The organism is Martelella sp. AD-3, assembly GCF_001578105.1.
GTDB lineage: Bacteria > Pseudomonadota > Alphaproteobacteria > Rhizobiales > Rhizobiaceae > Martelella.
Genome location: NZ_CP014275.1, coordinates 2,579,631 through 2,598,993, shown reverse-complemented (window position 1 = coordinate 2,598,993; position 19,363 = coordinate 2,579,631). Strand labels below are relative to the sequence as shown.

The following is a 19,363-nucleotide window of genomic DNA, read 5'->3' as shown; positions in this document are numbered from 1 at the left end:
GCAAACGGCATACGGAGGAAAAGATGAGCGACCAGGCAGGCGGCACACTGCGCGATATGGCGGGGGAGCCCATTTTCCCGCTCAACGACGAACTGGCGCGGTCTGCCCTTGACGAGATGGCTGCGGCGGCTGAAAAGCACGGGCTTCCTGCATTTCTCGCCGACCGTGACGACCGGCTGACGCGCTTCCTCGCTGCGGCCTTTTCGCTTTCGCCGTTTCTGTTCGACAGCTTCCGCGCCCACCCCGAACTGCTTTCCCGCATCGATGAGCCGTTCCTGCCGCAGATTGAAGCCGATATCGAGACGGCGCGCGCAGCCTGGCGGGATGGGGAGGGCAAGGTCAGCGACAGTGACATCATGCTGCGCCTGCGCCGGGCCAAGCGCGGGGTTGCGTTCCTGACGGCGCTTGCCGATCTCGCCGGCATGATCCCGCCGGAAAAGACGACCGCTCTGCTGAGTGACTTTGCGAGCGCCGCAGTTGCCGCGACGGTGGACCATCTGCTCACATCGGCCGCCGGGGAGGGCAAACTCGCGCTCCAATCCCCTGATCGTCCCTCGGATCAATCGGGCATGGTCGTTCTCGGGATGGGCAAGCTGGGCGCCTGCGAACTGAATTATTCCTCCGACATCGACATCGTCGTCTTTTTCGAGCCGGAAGCGAAGATCTTCACCGACAAGGATGATCCGCGCGCGCTCGTGCCCCGGCTGATGCGCCGTCTGATCCGCATCCTGCAGGAGCGCACCGGCGACGGCTACGTCTTCCGCACCGACCTTCGTCTGAGGCCTGATCCGGGATCGACGGCGCTGGCGATTCCGGTCGAGGCGGCGCTTCTCTATTATGAGAGCCGCGGCCAGAACTGGGAGCGCGCCGCCTTCATCAAGGCGCGGCCGATTGCCGGCGACCTTGCGGCGGGCGAAGCTTTCCTCGCCGAAATGGTCCCTTTCATCTTCCGCAAATATCTCGACTATGCGGCGATCGCCGATATCCATTCGATCAAGCGGCAGATCCATGCTCACAAGGGCTTCGGCCTGGTGGCGGTTCATGGCCACAACGTCAAGCTCGGACGCGGCGGCATCCGCGAGATCGAGTTCTTCGTCCAGACCCAGCAACTGATTGCCGGCGGGCGCATGCCGGAACTCCGGTGCCGCAGGACCGTCGATGCGCTCGCGGCATTGCGGGAGGCGCGCTGGATCGACAAGGCCACCGCCGATGAACTGGCAGAGGCCTATTGGTTCCTGCGTGATGTGGAGCACCGCATCCAGATGGTGCGCGACGAGCAGAGTCACGTTCTGCCGGAGGATGATGCCGAACTTCTGAGAATCGCCCGCATGAGCGGTTTTGAGACCACGCACGCTTTTTCCGGCGCCCTGTTGAAAGCGCTGAAGACCGTCGAGCGGCGCTATGCCCGCCTATTCGAGCGGGAGGAGACGCTTTCGGGCGAGGCGGGCAACCTCGTCTTCACCGGCGAGGATGATGACCCGGGAACGCTCGAAACCCTGCGCAAGCTCGGCTTCGACCGGCCCGAGGACATCGCCCGCGTTGTCCGGACCTGGCATTACGGCCGTTACCGCGCGACGCAGACGACCAAGGCCCGTCAGCGGCTGACCGAGATCATGCCCGAACTCCTGAAAGCCTTCGGCGCAAGCCGCAGGGGCGATGAGGCACTGCTGCGCTTCGACCGGTTTCTCTCCGGTCTGCCTGCCGGTGTCCAGCTTTTCTCGCTTCTCAAGAACAATCCGAACCTGATGCTGCTCATCGTCGAGGTGATGTCGGCAGCGCCGAGGCTCGCCGAGATCATCGCCGCGCGCGCCCATATCGTCGACGGCATGCTCGACCCCGCGCTGATGACGGAAATCCCGACCCGCGACTATCTCGCCGGCCGGCTGGAAGACTTCATGAGCGGCGTGGAGATCTACGAGGAGCGGCTTGACCGCCTCAGGATTTTTGCCGCCGAGCAGCGCTTCCTCATCGGCATCCGGCTGGTGACCGGGTCGATCAGCGGTTTTGCCGCCGGCCGCGCGCTGACGACGCTCGCGACGCTGGTGATCGACGAGGCGCTTCAGGGCGTGCTGGCGCAGATGGAAGAGGCGCATGGCACGGTCGACGGCCAGCGCGCCTGCGTTCTCGCCATGGGCAAGCTCGGCAGTTCGGAACTGACGGCGGGCTCCGATGTCGACGTGATCGTGCTTTACGATTGCGACGACCCGCTTGCCATGTCGTCCGGCCCGAAACAGCTTGACGTGCCGCGCTATTTTGCCCGCGTCACCCAGCGCCTGGTCGCCGCCCTGAGCGCGCCGACGGCCGAAGGCGTGCTCTACGAGGTGGACATGCGGTTGCGCCCCTCCGGCAATGCCGGTCCGCTGGCGACGCGCCTTGCCGCTTTCGAGAAGTACCAGTTGAACGATGCCTGGACCTGGGAGCATATGGCGCTTTCGCGCGCCCATCCACTGTGCGGCGACCCGTCGCTGATGGCCGATACCGGGGCCGTGATCGATGCCATCCTGGGGCAGAAGCGGGATCTCGGGAAACTTGCACGCGACATTGCCGACATGCGCGCCCGCATCGAACGCGACAAGCCGGCAAAGAGCCCGTGGGACCTGAAGCTCATTCCCGGAGGGCTGGTCGATATCGAATTCCTCGCCCAGTATTGCCATCTCGCCTGCCATGTGCCGCGCGGCGAAATCGGCGGCGCGGACGCGATGACCACGGACGATGTTCTGGCGCGTTTCGGCCCGGAGGTGATGGCTGCGGGCGACCTGGAGACCTGCCGCAAGGCGCTTGCACTTTATACCGACATTGCCCAGTTGACCCGCGCCTGCCTGAATGAGGGTTTCGAGCCCGAAACCGCGCCGTCCGGTCTTCTGGAGCGCCTGTGCAAGCTCGCCGATTGCCCGGATGTCAGCGCCCTTGAGGCAAAGATCGCCGATCATGCACGCGACGTGCGGGTGATCTTCGAAAAGCTGCTTCCCTTTGCCGAGGACAAGGCGCTCTAACCTATTTTATCTACGCATCGTGCTTTCCGAAAATCGATTCCGATTTTCGGGCCGATGCGCTAGACCGGTCAGCCGATCCTGCGCCTGACGACGGGTTCGTGGCCGGAGACCCCGGCGGCGGGCGCATGGGGCTTGCCTTCAAGCCGCCGGACCAGTGCCTGAAGCGCTTCGCCGCCGCTGTGGATGTGGCGGGCATAGTCGTTGAGCTTGCCGCCGGACGTCTTGTCCGTTTCGGCCATCATCAGTTCGGAGAAGCCGAGCACGGACGTCAGCGCGGTGCGGATTTCGGCGGGGACGGAGGCGTCGGCGAGAACGGTGTCCTCTCGGCGCGGCGCGGCCGTCTTCCCTTCAAGCGACCGCTCGAGCGATGCGCATTTCAGTTCCAGCTTGCGGCGGTCAAGCGCCATGGCGCTGACCTTTTCCCGCAGTCGTTCCTGCTCGGCCTGGAGCCGGGTCTGCTCCTGTCTGAAGCTGGTGATGTCGGTGCCGACCGTCAGTCGGGCGCCGTCTTCAATGGAGTGCTCGGCAATCCGCATCCACGCGCCGCGCGCCGTCCTGACCTCGGCCGCCGTGCCGCACGCACCGTGGTTGCGGCGAACGACAACGGCCTGATGCCGGCTTTCCGCAGCAAGCGCATCCCGGCGCATGGCGCACTGGCCGTCATCAAGGTCGTAGGCGGCCCTGAAGGCGGCATTGGCAAGGTCGAGGCTTCCATCCTTGTGCCACAGCGCCAGCGGCTGGGGCAGTGCATCAAAGGCAGCCTCGAGCATGCCGGCGCGCGCTGCAGACGCCTCGACCGCCTTCTGGTGGCACGATGCCTGACGGATGGCCGCGCCGGAAACGGATACGGTGTCGCCCCTGATCGCCGCATGGGCGCGAAGCGCGAACAGGCCGTAGCGTCCGTCCTGGCGGCGCAGGCGAAGATCGGCCTCTATCAATCCGTCATCCGTGGGGCGGAGTTTCCGGGAAAGCCCGCGCCGGTCATCGGGATGGACGAGAGCCAGGAGCCCGCGATAATCGATCTCTCGCGCCGTCTCGCCGAAGCCGAGGGCCGCGCAGGCCGAGCCGTCGAGACAGGCGCGGCGGCGCGCCGGGTCGAATGACCACAGTCCCGCCTCGCCGTTGGCGAGCATGACATCGCGCGCGCCGCGCTCGGCGGACATGACGCCTGTCGTCGCGTCGGCGCGGTTGATCTGGGTGTAGTAGGCGTAGACCACGACGAGCAGCAGCAGCGCCATGGCGGCAAACAGGGTGACGTTGAGATTGACCTCGGCGCGCCAGAAGGCATTCATCCGCTCCATCGCATGCAGCGCGATCACCATGCCGCCGTCATTGCCGACGAGCTGCATGGAGACCTGGTAGGGCGCGCCGTCGATCCGCGTCTCGACGACCTGTCCGCCGGTGCGCGGATGGTGGGCCGAGGTCAACTCGGGAAAGACGGAGGCGAGCGAACGGCCGACGAGGCCGGCGCGCGCTGGGGTTGCGGCAAGCACAGAGCCGCTGGTGTCGATCATCACGAGATCGGTGTCCGGGTCGGTGGCGGACACCGCGGAAAGCGCCTGCAACCTGTCGTCGGCGGCAGCGGCATTCTCGGGGTCGAACAGCGCCGTCTCGTCCTCCAGCGCAACAAGCGCGATCGTCGAGGTCAGTTCTGTTGCCTGGCGCAGGGCGTCTTCCATGCGGGTATGGCTGGAGATCAGGGAGAGCCCGCGCGCCAGTGCGACGCAGATGAGAAAGGCAAGGATCAGATAGGGAATGGACTTCTTGAGAAGGCTTTCGACCGCCGGCCTGTTGGCGGCGGCAAAAGCGCCAAGGCCCTGAAAACCGGCCTGTTCGCGGCCTGACAATGTCTGGCTTGCAGTGAATCCGGAGCGCAGGTTCCCGTTCACTGCGGGGTCGTCCCACAGATCTGATCGTTTCATGTGCTTAAGTTCCCTCGTGCGATCCGCGAAACCGCCTTGCGAATCTACCCTAGTGAATCAAAGGTGATTCGGCTTGTCCAGCACCCTTCGGGAAGCTTTTGTTAACCATATATCAAATAAGGCTTTTTTGTGAATTGACGGCCGCCGCGAAAGCTGTACGGCGCAGCTGCGGCGGCCGGTCCGTCAAAACGGAGGACTCGGATTGCGTGTCTTGGCAAGCGCTAATTCAGCCTTTCAACATGCGATCGACGATATCCCGCAGGTTGCGGGAGAGATCATCATGGCCGGCAATGCGTTCGATAGCCTTGCGGGCAAGCGCGCGCCGTCCCGGCTCAAGCGCCTCGAACGAGCGCATCGCCGTCATCAGCCGGGCCGTCAGCGTGGCATTGCGCTTGTCGGAGGTCAGGATGAAGTCGGCGAAGAAAGCGTAGCCCGCGCCGTCGGGCCGGTTGAACCCGGTCGGATTGGACGAGGCGAAGGCTCCGATAAGGGCGCGCACCCGGTTGGGGTTGGTCTCGTCGAAGGCATCGTCACCCATCAGCGATGCGACGCGTTCAAGCGTCTGCGCGCCCGGAACCGTCGCCAGCGTCGCGAACCATTTGTCGAGCACCAGCGGCTCGCGGGCAAAGCGGCGCCTGAAATCGGCAAGCGCGTTTTCCGCCTCGCCGGAGCCTGAAAACTGGTGGGCCAGAACCCGCATGGCGGCCAGCATGTCCGTCATGTTGTCCGCCGCCTGATAAGCCCGGCTTGCGCGTTCAGGCGCCTTCTCTGCGGCCGAGGCAAGCGCGAGCGCCGCGTTGGCGAGCGCCCGTCTGCCGGCGCTTTCGGCATCGGGGCTGAAGGCGCTGCGCGTGCCCATGTCGGCTGTCAGGCGGATGAAGGTCTCGCGCCCGGCTTCGGCAATGGCCTCGAAAACCGCCTTTCGCGCCGTATGGATCGCGTCCGGGTCGACATTGTCGCCGATCTCGCGGCCGATATCGAGTTCGCTCGGCAGCGTCAGCGCCAGGGCGCGGAAAGCGGGTTCGAGCGTCTCGTCCTCCGCCGTGGCGACGAGAACCGCGCTCAAGCCTGCATCCGGCCTCACCGTCCGTCCGGCCCTGATCTCCTCCGTCGCCCTGACCAGCGCCTCGAGCGCCAATGCATTGACCGTATCCCAGCGGGCAACCAGATCGGTCTCGGCCCCGGCGATCCTGAGCCGGTCCTCGCGCGACTGGTCGAAGCGGACCCGCACCGGCGCGGAGAAATCGCGATTGACCGAAATGGCCGGACGCGCGCCGATCCCTTCAAAGACGAAGGTCTGCTCGTCCTGCGTGAGTTCCAGAACGTCCTCGCGATGTGCCCCGCCGCTGATCGCCGACGGTTCCATGTCGTCACCGTTCGGGCCGATGAGGCCGACCCGGAGCGGGATGTGCAGCGGCTTCTTGACCCTCTCGCCGGGGGTGGGCGGCGTCTTCTGGCCGAGCGTCAGCTTCAGCTCGCCCTTCGCCTCGTCATAGAAACTGGCAACCGAGATCACCGGCGTTCCGGCCTGGTGGTACCAGAGCGAGAAATGCGCGAGATCGTGGCCGGTCGCATCCTCGAAGCACTTCAGGTAATCCTCGATCGTCACCGCGCCGCCGTCATGGCGCTCGAAGAACAGGTCGAGTCCCTTGCGGAAGCCATCCGGTCCCAGAAGCGTGGCGATCATGCGCGAGACCTCGGAGCCCTTCTCGTAGACCGTTGTCGTATAGAAATTGTCGATCTCGAGATATTCGGCCGGGCGCACCGGATGGGCGAGCGGCCCGCCGTCTTCCGGGAACTGGTGGGCCCTGAGGAATTTCACTTCCTCCACCCGCACGACCGGGCGCGAGCGCTCGTCGGCGGAGAACTCATGCTCGCGATAGACCGTCAGGCCTTCCTTGAGGCTCAGCTGGAACCAGTCGCGGCAGGTGATCCGGTTGCCGGTCCAGTTGTGGAAATATTCATGCGCCACCACGGCCTCGATCCGGGCATAATCGTCGTCGGTCGCCGTTTCCGGATCCGCCAGGATCAGCCGGTCATTGAAAATGTTGAGGCCCTTGTTCTCCATCGCGCCCATGTTGAAATCGGAGACGGCGACGATCATGAAGATGTCGAGGTCGTATTCGCGCCCGAAGCGTTCCTCGTCCCACTTCATCGCGCGCTTGAGCGAATCCATCGCATAGCCGGCGCGTCCGGCCTTGCCGTGCTCGACATAGATCCTGAGCGTGACCGCGCGGCCCGACATGGTCGTGAACCTGTCCTCGATCATCGCAAGGTCGCCGGCGACGAGCGCGAAGAGATAGGACGGCTTGGGGAAGGGGTCGTGCCACCGGGCCATGTGCCGGCCGTCATCGAGCTTGTGTTCCTCGACGAGATTGCCGTTCGACAGCAGGAGCGGGCAGGTCTTCTCGTCGGCGATGATCGTCACCGTGTAGACCGCCAGCACGTCGGGCCGGTCGTAGAAATAGGTGATGCGGCGAAAGCCCTCCGCCTCGCACTGGGTCGAATAGACGCCGTTTGTCCGGTAGAGGCCGAGAAGCTGGCTGTTCGCGCTCGGATTGATGCGCGTCTTGACCGTCAGCGTGAAGGCGCCGTCCTCGGGCAGGTCGCGGATCGTCAGCCTGTCGGCGTCGCTGTCATAGCGCTCGGGGAGCAACGGCTTGCCGTCAAGCGCAAGGCCGGACAAGGCGAGCCCGTCGCCGTCGAAGATCAGCGGAGCGGAAGGGTCCGCGCCCGGCCGGCGGCGCATGCGGATCTGGCTCCCCACGGTCGTCATTGTCTCGCCGAGGTCGAACACCAGGTCGACGGTCTCGATGAGGAAATCGGTCGGCTGATAGTCCTTCAGGTAAACGGTCCGGTTCTTGTCCGCTCGCATGGGCTTCCTCTTCATATGGTTTCATTCGGCGCGGCCGATCGATGCACAACAAAGCGCCCGGGGCGGGAAAATGCAAATGCTTCGCCGGATTTTCATGAAATCTGTACAGGCATGCGGGAACTGGCGTAAGGAGGATGGGACATACGCGGCCCTTGCCGCCAACAACCCTTGACCAGAATGCCCCGTTCATGCCCTTCGAAACCAATGCCAACCCGTTGCGCGGCATCGTCCTCAAACTGTCCTCGATCCTTGCCTTTCTCGGCATGCAGACCTGCATCAAGCTCGCGGGCGAGGGGATCGCGCCGGGGCAGGTGACGTTTTACCGCTCCCTGTTCGGCATCGTGCCCATCATCGTCTATCTCGCCTGGCGGCATGAACTGAAGGGCGCTTACAAGACGAAACGCCCGGTCGGCCATTTCCTGCGCTCGCTGATCGGTATCACCTCCATGGGCATGGGGTTTTACGGCCTGATGCACCTGCCGTTGCCGGAGGTGATCGCCCTCGGCTATGCCCTGCCGCTGCTTTCCGTCGTCTTTGCCGCCCTGCTTCTTGGCGAGGTGGTGCGCATCTATCGCTGGACGGCCGTCGGCGTCGGGCTGTTCGGGGTGATGATCATCTCCTGGCCCAAGCTGACGCTTTTCCGCGAGGGCGGGATCGGTTCGGAGGAGGCGCTCGCCGTTGTTCTCGTCCTTGCAGGCGCGGCGCTCGGCGCGCTGGCGATGATCCAGGTCCGTCGCCTGCTGGTGACCGAGAAGGGGCCGACGATCGTGCTCTATTTCTCGACCTTTGCCGCGCTGCTGTCGCTTGCGACGCTGCCCTTCGGCTGGGCCTCGCTCGGCTTCTGGCCGCTCGTCCTGCTCATCCTGTCCGGTCTCTTCGGCGGCGTCGGCCAGATCATGATGACCGAGAGCTATCGCTTCGCCGATGCCTCGACGATCGCGCCCTTCGACTACAGCTCGATCATTTTCGGCATCCTGATATCGTTGTTCGTCTTCGGCGAAATACCGACGCTGAACACGATTGCCGGCTCCGTGTTCGTTGTCGGCGCCGGCATCTTCATCATCTATCGCGAGCACAGGCTGGGTCTCGAGCGGCGAAAGATCCGCCGCGTCTCCCCGTCGCAAAATCCGAGCTGAGCGGATTACTGCTCGCTCTGGGCGGGGTCATATTCGGTTTCGTAATCCACCGCGATGCTGCCGGCCGGGTCCGTGCCGCGCATCGGAACGGCAATTGCGTGGAAGTCGGCGCGCTCGTCCGGGGCGACCGTCGGATTGCCCTTCATGACGCGCCATGCCGCGTAGGCCGCGTAGATGGCGAACCCGATCGAAAGGTAGAGCATCAGCCCGCGCGGACCGGCAAGCTCCATCGCGCCGCCGCCGATCAAGGGGCCGGCAACCGTGCCGAGACCGTAGAGCACCATGAGCGAGCTCGAGATCGTCACATACTCGCTCGGATCGGCGCGGTCATTGGCGTGGGCGACATTGAGCGCGTAGATCGGATAGAGCATCGAGCCGACGATGAAGGCCGAACCGTAGAGCAGGCGCGGCGTCTCGGGCGACATGAAGAACATGGCGGTCGCGGCGACGACGCCGATCACGCCGCAGGCGATCATCACATAGCGTCGGTCTGTCCGGTCGGAGATGCGGCCGATCGGGATCTGCCCGAGCGCGCCGCCGGCAAGCACGAAGGCGAGAAGCGTGGCGCCCTGGCCGGTGGTGAAGCCGCTCTGGGTGGTGTAGACGCCGCCGAGGCTCGCCCAGGTGCCGGACAGGATGCCGGCGAGGATCGCCCCGACCGCGGCGACGGGCGAGCGCAGGTAGAGCTTCTTCAGCCCGAACTGCACCTGGGCGATCGGCGCGGGCGACTGCGCGGTGGAAAGCGCCGTCGGGAGAATGGCGACGGCGAAGACGATGCCGCAGACGATGAACAGCGTCGTGCTGAGCGGATCGCCGAGCGGCACGAGATACTGACCGCCGATCGATCCGGCAAGCGTCACCATCATGTAGATCGAGAAAACCGAGCCGCGGGTCTCGTTCGTCACACGTTCGTTCAGCCAGCTTTCGATCACCAGATAGCAGCCGGCGACCGCAAAGCCGGAAATGGCGCGAAAGGCGATCCAGGCCCGCCAGTCGACCAGCAGCGCGCTTACGAGGATCGAGGCCGTGAGCAGCGTGATCAGGGCGCCGAAGACGCGGACATGGCCGACCCGCAGCACCAGTTTCGGGGTGACGATGCACGATACCGTAAAGCCGACCGTATACCCCGTCGCGATCACCGAAATCAGGAACGACGACCAGCCTTCCGCCACCGAGCGCACCGGAATGAGGTAGTTCATGAGCCCGTAGCCGACCATCATCAGCATGGTCGAAAGCATCAGGGAGGTGATGGAGACGAGACTGGCAAACATGGTTTTCGCTCGCTGCGGTGTTTTCTGGGTGTCTCTGTTTCCGCCGGAAGCACGGCCGGTGCGGCGCCTTGCGGCCCTATAGGGCGTTAGGAGCCGGCCCGCAACCGCCGCGGAAGCTTTTTTGCGTCTGTATTTTCGCGCGCCGATCAAGTAGGGTCGCGGCCGACATCACGGCTGGAGGCGGCGCAGTTTCCGGCACAACAGCGCCGACAACCATATAAGAACAATGCCGCTTTCTGCAGATACGATCGCGACGCACCCCGCCTTTCTCCCTTCACTTTCGCTTTACGGCGAGAGGCTCGCCGCCGTTTACCAGGAGAACCAGCGCCTGGGCGCCAATTTCGGCTCGCAGCGCCGCTGGCTGATATCCCAGGCCGCGCTCGCCCTTTACTGGGGCGGCGATGAAGGCCTGACCGTCAACGGCCTTATCGATGTGCTGAAGCCGTTCAAGGTCGCCAGTCCGAACACCATCCGCGACTATGTCGATGAATCGCTTGCCTATGGCTTCCTGCGTCCCGATCCCGCGCGCGCCAGCCTGAGACCGCGTTATTTCGAACCGACCCCGCCGGTCTACGCAGCCATCGGGCAGTGGATCGCGGCAAACCTGTCGATGCTCGATGCACTTGACGCAAAGGGGCGTGTGGCGGCATTTGCGGCGCGGCCGGAAATGATCCCCCTCATGCAGCCGCGTCTCGCCTTCGGCTGCCTCCGCGATGCTGCCTGGCGCGAACCGCCGCCGCGGGTCGCCCTTCTGCAGAAATCGATTTCGGGCGGCCTGGTGATGGACAACATCATCGTCATGGTCGGTCGCCAGCGGCCGCAAGAGGGACGCTATATGATCCCGGCCCTGAACGCCCGTGAAATGGCGAAGCGGATCCTTATTTCGCGCACCCACCTTCAGCGCATCCTGCGAAAGGTCGTCGATGTCGGCGCGATCGGCTGGAGCGGAAGGGCGTTTGAAAGCGCGATGTGGGTCGATGCCGCCTTCATAGGCGAATATTGCCGGTGGCAGGCCGTCAAATCGCATCACCTTGACGCGGCCTTTGCCTTCGCGATACGCGGCCCGTCCGACGGATCGCTCCCGTCCTTTTCAGACCATTTTTGGTAAAAAGCGACCAGAGCATGGAACAAGCTCAAAACTGACTGGTTTTACACTTTAAGATGCGATTTACCTCGCGGGCCTATCATGCTTGTCTTGGTGCCGGCATGCGGCGTGCCCGGCCAGCGTCGCGACGAAGTTTGGATTGGACCTGTCCCGGCGCTGAAACGCTCGACTGGACAAACGGATGCGAATGATGAATTCCGACTTGCCTCAGGCGGCTGACACCCGACCCGTGGTTGACACGCTCAACCGCGCGCCCGAATGCATTTTGCTTGTCGACCCCTATGGAACGATCGAGATCGCCAACGACGCCGCCCTCGCGCTGCTGCGGGCGGAGGAGCGCGATGTCTGCGGCACGGCGCTGTCTTCCTGGTTTACGCCGGCGGCCGGCAAGGAGATCGACCGGGCGATGACGCGCGTGCTTTCCGATGAGCCGGGAAGCCGGCTTGAGGAGATTTTGGCGGAGTTCGCCGCCGGTCCGGAGGGGCGCTCCCAACTTTCCCTCGCACGCATGCGCCACCGTGATGCCGTGTGCGTCGTGATCGGTCGCCCGACCGCGCGGCAGGAGAGGCCAGACCGGGCTGTTGCCGCGCCGCGGGCGGGCGAGGGAGCGCTTCATCGCCGGACGGAAAGCACGCCGCCGCAACGCACGGTTCGGCCGCAGGCGCAGCCCGCGCCGGCGCGCCCGAGCGATTTCGGGCAGACAGGCGGCCCCATGCCCTGGAGCACAGGACGCAGCCGTCCGGAGAAAGCGCCGGCGCGGCCGCCCCGCATCATCGCCAACGGGTTTCTTCGTGCCTCCGCGCCGGAGGAAAAGCCTGTCGATGACCTGAAGGAGGCCCGCTTCAGCAGGGCTTCGCCCGATGCGGCCGCGCCTTCGACCGGGGGGCAGGCGCCGCAGGCCAGAAACGCTGACAGCGCTAACAGGCCCGCGGACCCTGCCGCTGCGCCGGTTTTTGCCTCTCCGCCCTTGCATCGCGATATCTATGCGGAGTTCGAATCCGCGCGCGACCGCAGGGAGCGCGAGCAGGACATACCTTTGATCTCTCCGGCAAAGTGTCTGCTGGAAGCGCTTCACCGCCATCGCGGCGAAGCGGTGGCGGAAAGCGTCATGCTGAGCACGTCGATCGATGATGGCGGGCTCGGCTATCCGCTTGACGAGGATCTGCTGACGAAGCTGTTCTCGCACCTCGTCGAGCGGCTGATTGCGGTCTCGCCGCCCTATTGCGACGCAAGGGTCTCGCTTGAACCGTCGGAAGGTGACGGGTTCCGCGCGGCGTTTTCGGATATCGGCAGGGGGCTCAGCGAAAGCGAGCTCGAGGCGGTGTTCAATCAGCCTGAACTGACGATGGGGATCTCGCATACCTGTCTTGTCGAGGCGCAGGAAGCAGCATCCAGACTCGGCCTCAAATTCTCGATCCGCACCGCCGTCGAGAGTGGCACAACGGTCGAGATCACCTTCATCGATTGACTGCCGGAAACGCAAGAAGCCGGAACGCAAGTCCCGGCCTCTGCATCAATTCAGCAATTTTCGTATCTGCCCTTGCCGCGGGCAGCAGCGGCTTTCCCGTCGCCCGATCAGGCGCCGAGGGCCCGCATTGCCGGACGGCGCATGCTGGCATCGTGATGGCCAAGCGCCTTGGCAAAGCCCTTGGCGATCGCGCGGTCGATGCCCCGCTGGCCGTGATAGCCGTTGGTCGAGCGTCCGAGTTCGAGAGAAAAGCGCGTGTTCTGCATAAGGGTTGCGTCCATGTCCTGTACGTATCTCATTGCCTTGGTTCCGTTGGTCCTCCCAAGACATGCCCCCTTATCCATGAAACGGCCGGCGCCGGCAATGGTCCCGGCCGTAGGGCAGCCATGCGCCAGATGCATGTCGGCGTTAACGTCCCGGAAACTGAGTAATTTTCGGGCAGAGCGAAGCGCGGCGCGCCGGCAGGGAGAAAACGGATCAGCCGAGGCGTGACCGGAAGAGGAGAAGGTCGTGCCAGGCGGGCTTCTTGTTGGCCGGAGCGGCGAGCAGCTCTGTCGGGGAAAAGGTGACAAGCGCCTCGACCGCATGGCTGTCGACATTGACGGGATGCCATTCGCCGCGCAGGTTGAACACCGTCTTGTCGGCATCGATCAGCATGCGGCTGCCGAAATTGCCGAGCACCAGGAGATGGCGCGGTTCGGCAAGGGCGATCTGGCGCTTCAGGAAAGGCCGGCAAATGTCCACCTCCGACTGGGTGGGGCTGCGGTCGCCGGGCGTGCGCCAGGGGAGGGCTGTGGTGACGGCGACGTCGTCGCGCGAAAGGCCGATCGCGGCGAGCATGCGCTCGAAAAGACTGCCCGCGCGGCCTGCAAGCGGTTCGCCGTTGCGGTCATCGTCACCGGTCGGAAAACCGCAGATCGCCAGGATGCCGCTTTCCGGCATGGCGTCGAGCGTGATGGTGGAGCGGGCGTTGTGCTTCAGATTGCAGCCGGCAAAACCGTCCAGAACCGTCTTGAGCTCGCCGAGCGAACGGGCACTTTCAGCCGCGAACTGCGCATCGGAGACGGCCTTGTCGTCTGGAATGGTCGTTGTGCCGATGGCAGGACGCGCAGCGGCGGGGCGCGCGGCGGACGCGGCGGGTTGCTCTTTCCGCTCTTCTCTCGACGGGCGCGTCTGCGGGGGCGCGGGCGTTTCGGCGCGCGCCGTCAGGTCGAGGGCTTCGTCCTCCAGAAACACGTCCACCCCGGCATCGGCGTAAAAATGCAGAAGGGCGGCCGCCTCGCGTGCTGTCAGATCCATTGCGGACATCATGGGCAGGCTCCAGAAGGCGGCCGTCCGGCCGCCCGGCCATGTGTTGAACTCAGATCGCGTGCGTCGCGCCGCCATCGCAGCGGATCAGGCTTCCGGTCAGGTAGCTGGCCTGCCTTGAACACAGAAAGACGGCGATGCTGGCGAATTCCTCGACCCGGCCCAGCCTTCCGGCCGGGATCGTCGACAGTGTCGCCTTGCGCACCTCGGCAAGGCTCCTGCCCGAGCGCTCGGCATTGGCGTGGTCGAGCTCGTCGATCCGGTCGGTATGGATGCGTCCCGGCAGAAGCATATTCGCGGTGATGCCCGAAGACGCGACCTCGCTGGAAAGCGTCTTGTTCCATCCCACCAGCGCCGAGCGCAGCGTGTTGGAGAGCGCGAGGTTCGGGATCGGCTCGACGACGCCGCTCGAGGCGACGGTGACGATCCGGCCCCAGCCCTTTTCCTTCATCTGCGGCACGAGCGCGTTGGTGAGCGTGATGATCGGGGCGACCATGGACCGGAAGAAGCCGTCGAGTTTTTCCGGGTTCATTTCGGCGACGGTTCCGGGCGTCGGGCCGCCGGAATTGTTCACGAGAATGTCGGCTCCGCCGAGCTTTGCCTTGATGGCGGACAGCAGGTCCTCGACGAAGCTTTCCGCGGCGATATCGGCCACGATGTAATCGGCCTTGCCGGGCGTCGTCTCGTTGATCACCTTGCAGTTGGTCGCCAGCCGGTCTTCGGTGCGCCCGCAGAGAAGAACATGCGCGCCTTCCCTTGCCAGCGCCTCGGCGATGCCGGCGCCCAGTCCGCGCGACGATGCGAGCACGACGGCCTTCTTGTCGGCAATACCAAAATCCATGAAAAACTCCCCTGGCCGCAACCGGCCGACGCTTTGAAAAAATGAACGGCGGAAATTGGCTTTCACCATAGACGCCCGCCATGTCGTCGATCAATCATTATCGGACGTATGCGCGGGCGTGCCGCATGCCCCGCCTGTGGAAACCTGCTCCGGCCCGCGCATCGCGTGCCCTTGCCTGGGCGCTTTCAATTTTTCTGCAACCTCTCTAGAAATAAAAGCTGGAGTTGCTAGACCACAGGCCTCGCCGATATCGGGGGATGCGGCAATGGAAGGGAAGACATGGCTGAAGAACTGCCGGAACGTGAAAGCATGGAATTCGATGTGGTGATCGTCGGGGCCGGTCCATCCGGTCTCGCCGCCGCCATTCGGCTGAAACAGCTCAACGAAGACTTGAGCGTCGTCGTGCTGGAGAAGGGGGCCGAGGTCGGCGCCCATATCCTGTCAGGCGCGGTCGTCGATCCGTCCGGCATAGACGCCCTTCTGCCCGGCTGGCGGGAGGAGGAGGGTCATCCCTTCCAGACCGAGGTCACGCGCGACCGCTTTCTTCTGCTTGGGCCGGCCGGTTCGATCACGCTGCCGAATTTCGTGATGCCGCCGCTGATGAACAATCACGGCAATTTTATCGTCTCGCTCGGCAATGTCTGTCGCTGGCTGGCCGAAAAGGCCGAGGCGCTGGGCGTGGAGATCTATCCCGGATTTGCCGCGGCCGAAGTGCTTTATGATGACGCCGGCGCGGTCATCGGCGTCGCCACCGGCGACATGGGCGTGGAGCGCGACGGCACGCCCGGCCCGAACTTCACCCGCGGCATGGCGCTTCTCGGAAAATACGTGCTGATCGGCGAGGGCGTGCGCGGCTCGCTCGCCAAACAGCTGATCGCCAGATTCGCCCTCGATGAGGGGCGCGAGCCGCAGAAATACGGCATCGGCCTGAAGGAATTGTGGGAGGTTGCTCCCGAGCAAAGCAAGCCGGGCCTCGTCCAGCATTCCTTCGGCTGGCCGCTCGATGCCAAAACCGGCGGCGGCTCCTTCCTCTACCATCTGGAGGACAATCAGGTGGCCGTCGGCTTCGTGCTCCATCTCAACTACAAGAACCCCTATCTCTCGCCCTTCGAGGAGTTCCAGCGGTTCAAGACCCACCCGGCGATCGCGCCGACCTTTGCGGGGGCAAAGCGCATCTCCTACGGCGCACGGGCGATCTCCGAGGGCGGCTATCAGTCCGTTCCGAAGCTTTCCTTCCCCGGCGGCGCGCTGATCGGCTGTTCGGCGGGCTTCGTCAACGTTCCGCGCATCAAGGGTTCGCACAATGCTGTGCTCTCCGGCATGCTTGCCGCCGAACGCGTGGCGGATGCGCTTGCCGCCGGACGCGCTCATGACGAGATTGCCGAGATCGAGGCGGACTGGCGCGACGGCGCCATCGGGCGCGACCTGAGGAAGGTCCGCAACGTCAAGCCGCTTTGGTCGAAGCTCGGGACCTATGCCGGCATCGCGCTCGGCGGCCTCGATATGTGGACCAACACGCTGTTCGGCTTCTCCTTTTTCGGCACGATGAAGCACGGCAAGACCGACGCCGCGTCGCTGGAGCCGGCGGCGAAGCACAAGCCGATCGACTATCCCAAGCCCGACGGCGCGCTGACATTCGATCGCCTGTCCTCGGTGTTCCTGTCCAACACCAATCACGAGGAGGACCAGCCGGTCCATCTCAAGGTCAAGGATATGGCGCTGCAGAAGCGCTCCGAGTACGAGATCTATGCCGGTCCCTCCGGCCGCTACTGTCCCGCCGGCGTTTATGAATGGGTCGAAGAGGACGGCACGGAGAAATTCGTGATCAACGCCCAGAACTGCGTGCACTGCAAGACCTGCGACATCAAGGACCCGAACCAGAACATCACCTGGGTCCCGCCGCAGGGCGGCGAAGGGCCGGTTTACCCGAATATGTGACCGCTCCCGGGCGGGCGGGCGGAACCGGCGACCGCCTTGATCCGTTTCTGGCTATCCGACACGTCTTCAAGGACAGGCAATGCGTCTCAAGGGTCTTTTCAACCGCGACGGCGGTACGTTCAAAACCACCGATATGGACGCATTCTCGGACCTGGCCGCCAATATCTTCCGCGATGCCGGGCACGCATTCGAATGCGCGGTGGTCGGCGGCGGCGAAATTGCCGATGCGATCCACAAGACGGTCGGTGCCGAAGGCTTCGACGGCATGATCGTCGGCGGCGGCGACGGAACCATCTCGCTTGCGGCCGGCGCCATGTACGGCACGGACAAGCTTCTCGGCGTCGTGCCGGCCGGCACCATGAACCTCTTTGCCCGCAGCCTCGGCCTGCCGCTCGATATCGAGGAGGCCTTGATGACGCTGGCCGGCGGCAAGCCCGCCCGCGTCGATGTGCCGACGATGAACGGCCGGCCCTTCATCCACCAGTTCTCCGCCGGTCTTCACGCGACGATGATCCGCAATCGCGAGCGGCTTGACTATGATTCGCGGCTCGGCAAGATTTCCGCCAGCACGCGGGCCTGGGTCGATACGCTGCGCACGATTCCGGAAATCAGGCTCAGTTACGAATGCGCCGAGGCGCGCGGCGAGGGGGCCTTTGCCCTTGTGGGCGTTGCCAACAATCGCATCCACGGCAATGCCAGCCTGTTCACCGACCGGCCCCAGGGCGGCAAGCTCGCCTTCTACCTTCTGAAGGCCGAGGAATTCGATTCGGTGCTCGGCTTCGCGCTCAGCTATCTTGCGGGCCGGATCGAGGACAGCGAGAACGTGACCGTGATCGAGACGGAAAAGCTGACGCTCGATTTCCATTCGGACGGCATCGACCAGTCCTTTGACGGCGACCCGATCGATGAGGTCCGTCACGCCGTGCTCGAGCAGCACCCGCGCTCGCTGCCGGTGATCGTGCCGGCCAACAGCCGGCTGGTGTGACGGCCTTACTGGAAGGCCGTCTCGTAGAAGCTTCTCAATTTGCGTGAATGCAGCCTTTCCGGCGGCATGGCGGCGAGTTTCTGCACCGCCTTGATGCCGATGCGGAGATGCTGGCGCACCTGGGTGGTGTAGAAGGCGGTCGCCATGCCGGGCAGTTTCAGTTCGCCGTGCAGCGGCCGGTCGGAAACGCAGAGAAGCGTGCCGTAGGGGACGCGGAAGCGGAAGCCGTTGGCGGCGATCGTCGCCGATTCCATGTCGAGCGCGATGGCGCGCGACTGCGACAGGCGTTTCACCGGCCCGCTCTGGTGCGAAAGCTCCCAGTTGCGGTTGTCGATGGTGGCGACGGTGCCGGTGCGCATCACCCGTTTCAGCTCGTAACCCTTGAGGCCCGTCACCTCGCCGACGGCCTCCTCGAGCGCCTGCTGGACTTCGGCGAGCGCCGGGATCGGCACCCAGACCGGCAGGTCGTCGTCCAGCACATGGTCCTCGCGCACATAGGCGTGGGCGAGCACGTAGTCGCCGAGCTTCTGGCTGTTTCTGAGCCCCGCGCAATGGCCGAGCATCAGCCAGGCATGCGGCCGCAGCACGGCGATATGGTCGGTGATGGTCTTGGCGTTGGAAGGGCCGACGCCGATATTGACCATGGAGATGCCGGAATTGTCGGCGCGCTTCAGGTGGTAGGCCGGCATTTGCGGCATGCGCACGCCGGTATGGCCGCCCTCCGGCTCCACTTCGCCCGGCAGGGTGACGTTGTTGCCGGGCTCGACGAAGGCGCTGTAGCCTTCCCCGCCCCTGGCCATCACCTCCCGGGCGTAGGCGCAGAATTCATCGACATAGAACTGGTAGTTGGTAAACAACACGAAATTCTGGAAATGCGCCGAACTGGTTGCCGTGTAGTGGCTGAGCCGCGCCAGTGAATAGTCGATGCGCTGGGCGGTAAACGGCGCAAGCGGCTGCGGTTCTCCCGGGTCCGGTTCATAGTCGCCATTGGCGATCTGGTCGTCGGTGGTGTTGAGGTCGGGCGTATCGAAGATATCGCGCAGCGGCACGTCGGCGAGCGCGGCCAGATCGGCCTCGACATGGGTGTTCTCGCCAAAGGCGAAATGCAGCGGTATGGGCGTATCGGACTCTTCGACCGTCACCGGAACGCCGTGGTTCCTGATCAGCAGGCCGAGCTGCTCGATCAGGTAGTCCGCAAACAGGACCGGGTGGCTGATCGTGGTTGCATATTCGCCGGGGGTCGCCACATGGCCGAAGGAGAGACGCGAGTCGGTGAGCCCGTAGCTGCCGGTCTCGATGCTGACCCTCGGATAACAGGCGCGGTACCGGCCCTCGATCGGCGCGCCGCCGGCGAGAGCGATGAAGGCGTCGATGATGAAGCGGGTATTGCGCTTGTAGAGCGCCTGCAGGGCCTTCACAGCTTCGCCGGGGTCCGTGAAGCTCTGCGGCTCGACAGGATCGGGCGAAATGATCTTTGCTGTCAAAGCTTCGTTCTGGTGCATGGCGACCCTCGTGATGGCG

At 64.5% G+C, this 19,363-nt stretch carries 13 protein-coding genes; 6 read left to right on the top strand and 7 right to left on the bottom strand.

Annotated features, from left to right (window positions below):
• Nucleotides 1-23: 23 nt before the first annotated feature.
• Nucleotides 24-2,993 (top strand): bifunctional [glutamine synthetase] adenylyltransferase/[glutamine synthetase]-adenylyl-L-tyrosine phosphorylase, encoded by a 2,970-nt coding sequence (locus AZF01_RS12040; protein WP_024707502.1) that lies wholly within the window; start codon nt 24-26, stop codon nt 2,991-2,993.
• Between the two features lie 68 nt (nt 2,994-3,061).
• Here the strand turns inward: AZF01_RS12040 and AZF01_RS12035 are convergent, their stop codons facing one another.
• Nucleotides 3,062-4,915 carry a hypothetical protein gene (locus AZF01_RS12035; protein WP_152534495.1) on the bottom strand — a complete coding sequence of 618 codons (1,854 nt, stop codon included), beginning with the start codon at nt 4,913-4,915 and terminating at the stop codon, nt 3,062-3,064.
• 226 nt (nt 4,916-5,141) lie between these two features.
• Nucleotides 5,142-7,790 carry an aminopeptidase N gene (pepN, locus tag AZF01_RS12030; RefSeq protein ID WP_024707500.1) on the bottom strand — a complete coding sequence of 883 codons (2,649 nt, stop codon included), beginning with the start codon at nt 7,788-7,790 and terminating at the stop codon, nt 5,142-5,144.
• Nucleotides 7,791-7,978: 188 nt separating this feature from the next.
• Here pepN and AZF01_RS12025 point away from each other — a divergent pair, with 188 nt between their 5' ends.
• Nucleotides 7,979-8,926: a DMT family transporter gene (locus tag AZF01_RS12025; RefSeq protein WP_024707499.1), complete on the top strand. Its 948-nt coding sequence runs from the start codon at nt 7,979-7,981 to the stop codon at nt 8,924-8,926.
• A gap of 5 nt (nt 8,927-8,931) precedes the next feature.
• On the opposite strand, the gene AZF01_RS12020 is transcribed toward AZF01_RS12025, so the two are convergent.
• On the bottom strand, nt 8,932-10,197 hold the full coding sequence (locus AZF01_RS12020; protein ID WP_024707498.1) for an MFS transporter: 1,266 nt from the start codon (nt 10,195-10,197) through the stop codon (nt 8,932-8,934).
• Nucleotides 10,198-10,423: 226 nt separating this feature from the next.
• Between AZF01_RS12020 and AZF01_RS12015 the strand changes: the two genes are divergently transcribed.
• Together AZF01_RS12015 and AZF01_RS12010 are read left to right on the top strand one after the other, a co-directional pair.
• Nucleotides 10,424-11,305 (top strand): hypothetical protein, encoded by an 882-nt coding sequence (locus tag AZF01_RS12015; RefSeq protein WP_024707497.1) that lies wholly within the window; start codon nt 10,424-10,426, stop codon nt 11,303-11,305.
• A gap of 187 nt (nt 11,306-11,492) precedes the next feature.
• Nucleotides 11,493-12,770: a PAS domain-containing protein gene (locus AZF01_RS12010; RefSeq protein ID WP_161633016.1), complete on the top strand. Its 1,278-nt coding sequence runs from the start codon at nt 11,493-11,495 to the stop codon at nt 12,768-12,770.
• A gap of 107 nt (nt 12,771-12,877) precedes the next feature.
• On the opposite strand, the gene AZF01_RS24030 is transcribed toward AZF01_RS12010, so the two are convergent.
• The 3 genes from AZF01_RS24030 to AZF01_RS12000 form a co-directional block, all read right to left on the bottom strand.
• Entirely contained in the window at nt 12,878-13,069 is a 192-nt protein-coding gene (locus AZF01_RS24030; RefSeq protein ID WP_152534494.1) for a hypothetical protein, read from the bottom strand.
• 178 nt (nt 13,070-13,247) lie between these two features.
• Nucleotides 13,248-14,081 carry a uracil-DNA glycosylase gene (locus AZF01_RS12005; RefSeq protein ID WP_024707495.1) on the bottom strand — a complete coding sequence of 278 codons (834 nt, stop codon included), beginning with the start codon at nt 14,079-14,081 and terminating at the stop codon, nt 13,248-13,250.
• Nucleotides 14,082-14,130: 49 nt separating this feature from the next.
• Nucleotides 14,131-14,919, bottom strand: coding sequence for an SDR family oxidoreductase (locus AZF01_RS12000; RefSeq protein ID WP_024707494.1), 789 nt, complete (start codon nt 14,917-14,919; stop codon nt 14,131-14,133).
• Nucleotides 14,920-15,198: 279 nt separating this feature from the next.
• On the opposite strand from AZF01_RS12000, the gene AZF01_RS11995 reads away from it, so the two are divergent.
• Entirely contained in the window at nt 15,199-16,857 is a 1,659-nt protein-coding gene (locus tag AZF01_RS11995) for an electron transfer flavoprotein-ubiquinone oxidoreductase (protein WP_024707493.1), read from the top strand.
• A 79-nt stretch (nt 16,858-16,936) separates the two neighbouring features.
• Nucleotides 16,937-17,842, top strand: a complete 906-nt coding sequence (locus AZF01_RS11990) for a diacylglycerol kinase family protein (RefSeq protein ID WP_024707492.1) — start codon at nt 16,937-16,939, stop codon at nt 17,840-17,842.
• A gap of 5 nt (nt 17,843-17,847) precedes the next feature.
• Here the strand turns inward: AZF01_RS11990 and AZF01_RS11985 are convergent, their stop codons facing one another.
• On the bottom strand, nt 17,848-19,344 hold the full coding sequence (locus AZF01_RS11985; protein ID WP_024707491.1) for an AMP nucleosidase: 1,497 nt from the start codon (nt 19,342-19,344) through the stop codon (nt 17,848-17,850).
• Nucleotides 19,345-19,363 lie beyond the last annotated feature (19 nt).

What these genes read in the sequence shown, in the direction of transcription:
- AZF01_RS11985 (WP_024707491.1), bottom strand. Translation starts at nt 19,344, where the DNA reads ATGCACCAGAACGAAGCTTTGACAGCAAAGATCATTTCGCCCGATCCT.
- AZF01_RS12040 (WP_024707502.1), top strand. Translation starts at nt 24, where the DNA reads ATGAGCGACCAGGCAGGCGGCACACTGCGCGATATGGCGGGGGAGCCC.
- AZF01_RS12005 (WP_024707495.1), bottom strand. Translation starts at nt 14,081, where the DNA reads ATGATGTCCGCAATGGATCTGACAGCACGCGAGGCGGCCGCCCTTCTG.
- pepN (WP_024707500.1), bottom strand. Translation starts at nt 7,790, where the DNA reads ATGCGAGCGGACAAGAACCGGACCGTTTACCTGAAGGACTATCAGCCG.
- AZF01_RS11995 (WP_024707493.1), top strand. Translation starts at nt 15,199, where the DNA reads ATGGCTGAAGAACTGCCGGAACGTGAAAGCATGGAATTCGATGTGGTG.
- AZF01_RS12010 (WP_161633016.1), top strand. Translation starts at nt 11,493, where the DNA reads ATGAATTCCGACTTGCCTCAGGCGGCTGACACCCGACCCGTGGTTGAC.
- AZF01_RS12015 (WP_024707497.1), top strand. Translation starts at nt 10,424, where the DNA reads ATGCCGCTTTCTGCAGATACGATCGCGACGCACCCCGCCTTTCTCCCT.
- AZF01_RS24030 (WP_152534494.1), bottom strand. Translation starts at nt 13,069, where the DNA reads ATGAGATACGTACAGGACATGGACGCAACCCTTATGCAGAACACGCGC.
- AZF01_RS11990 (WP_024707492.1), top strand. Translation starts at nt 16,937, where the DNA reads ATGCGTCTCAAGGGTCTTTTCAACCGCGACGGCGGTACGTTCAAAACC.
- AZF01_RS12000 (WP_024707494.1), bottom strand. Translation starts at nt 14,919, where the DNA reads ATGGATTTTGGTATTGCCGACAAGAAGGCCGTCGTGCTCGCATCGTCG.
- AZF01_RS12035 (WP_152534495.1), bottom strand. Translation starts at nt 4,915, where the DNA reads ATGAAACGATCAGATCTGTGGGACGACCCCGCAGTGAACGGGAACCTG.
- AZF01_RS12025 (WP_024707499.1), top strand. Translation starts at nt 7,979, where the DNA reads ATGCCCTTCGAAACCAATGCCAACCCGTTGCGCGGCATCGTCCTCAAA.
- AZF01_RS12020 (WP_024707498.1), bottom strand. Translation starts at nt 10,197, where the DNA reads ATGTTTGCCAGTCTCGTCTCCATCACCTCCCTGATGCTTTCGACCATG.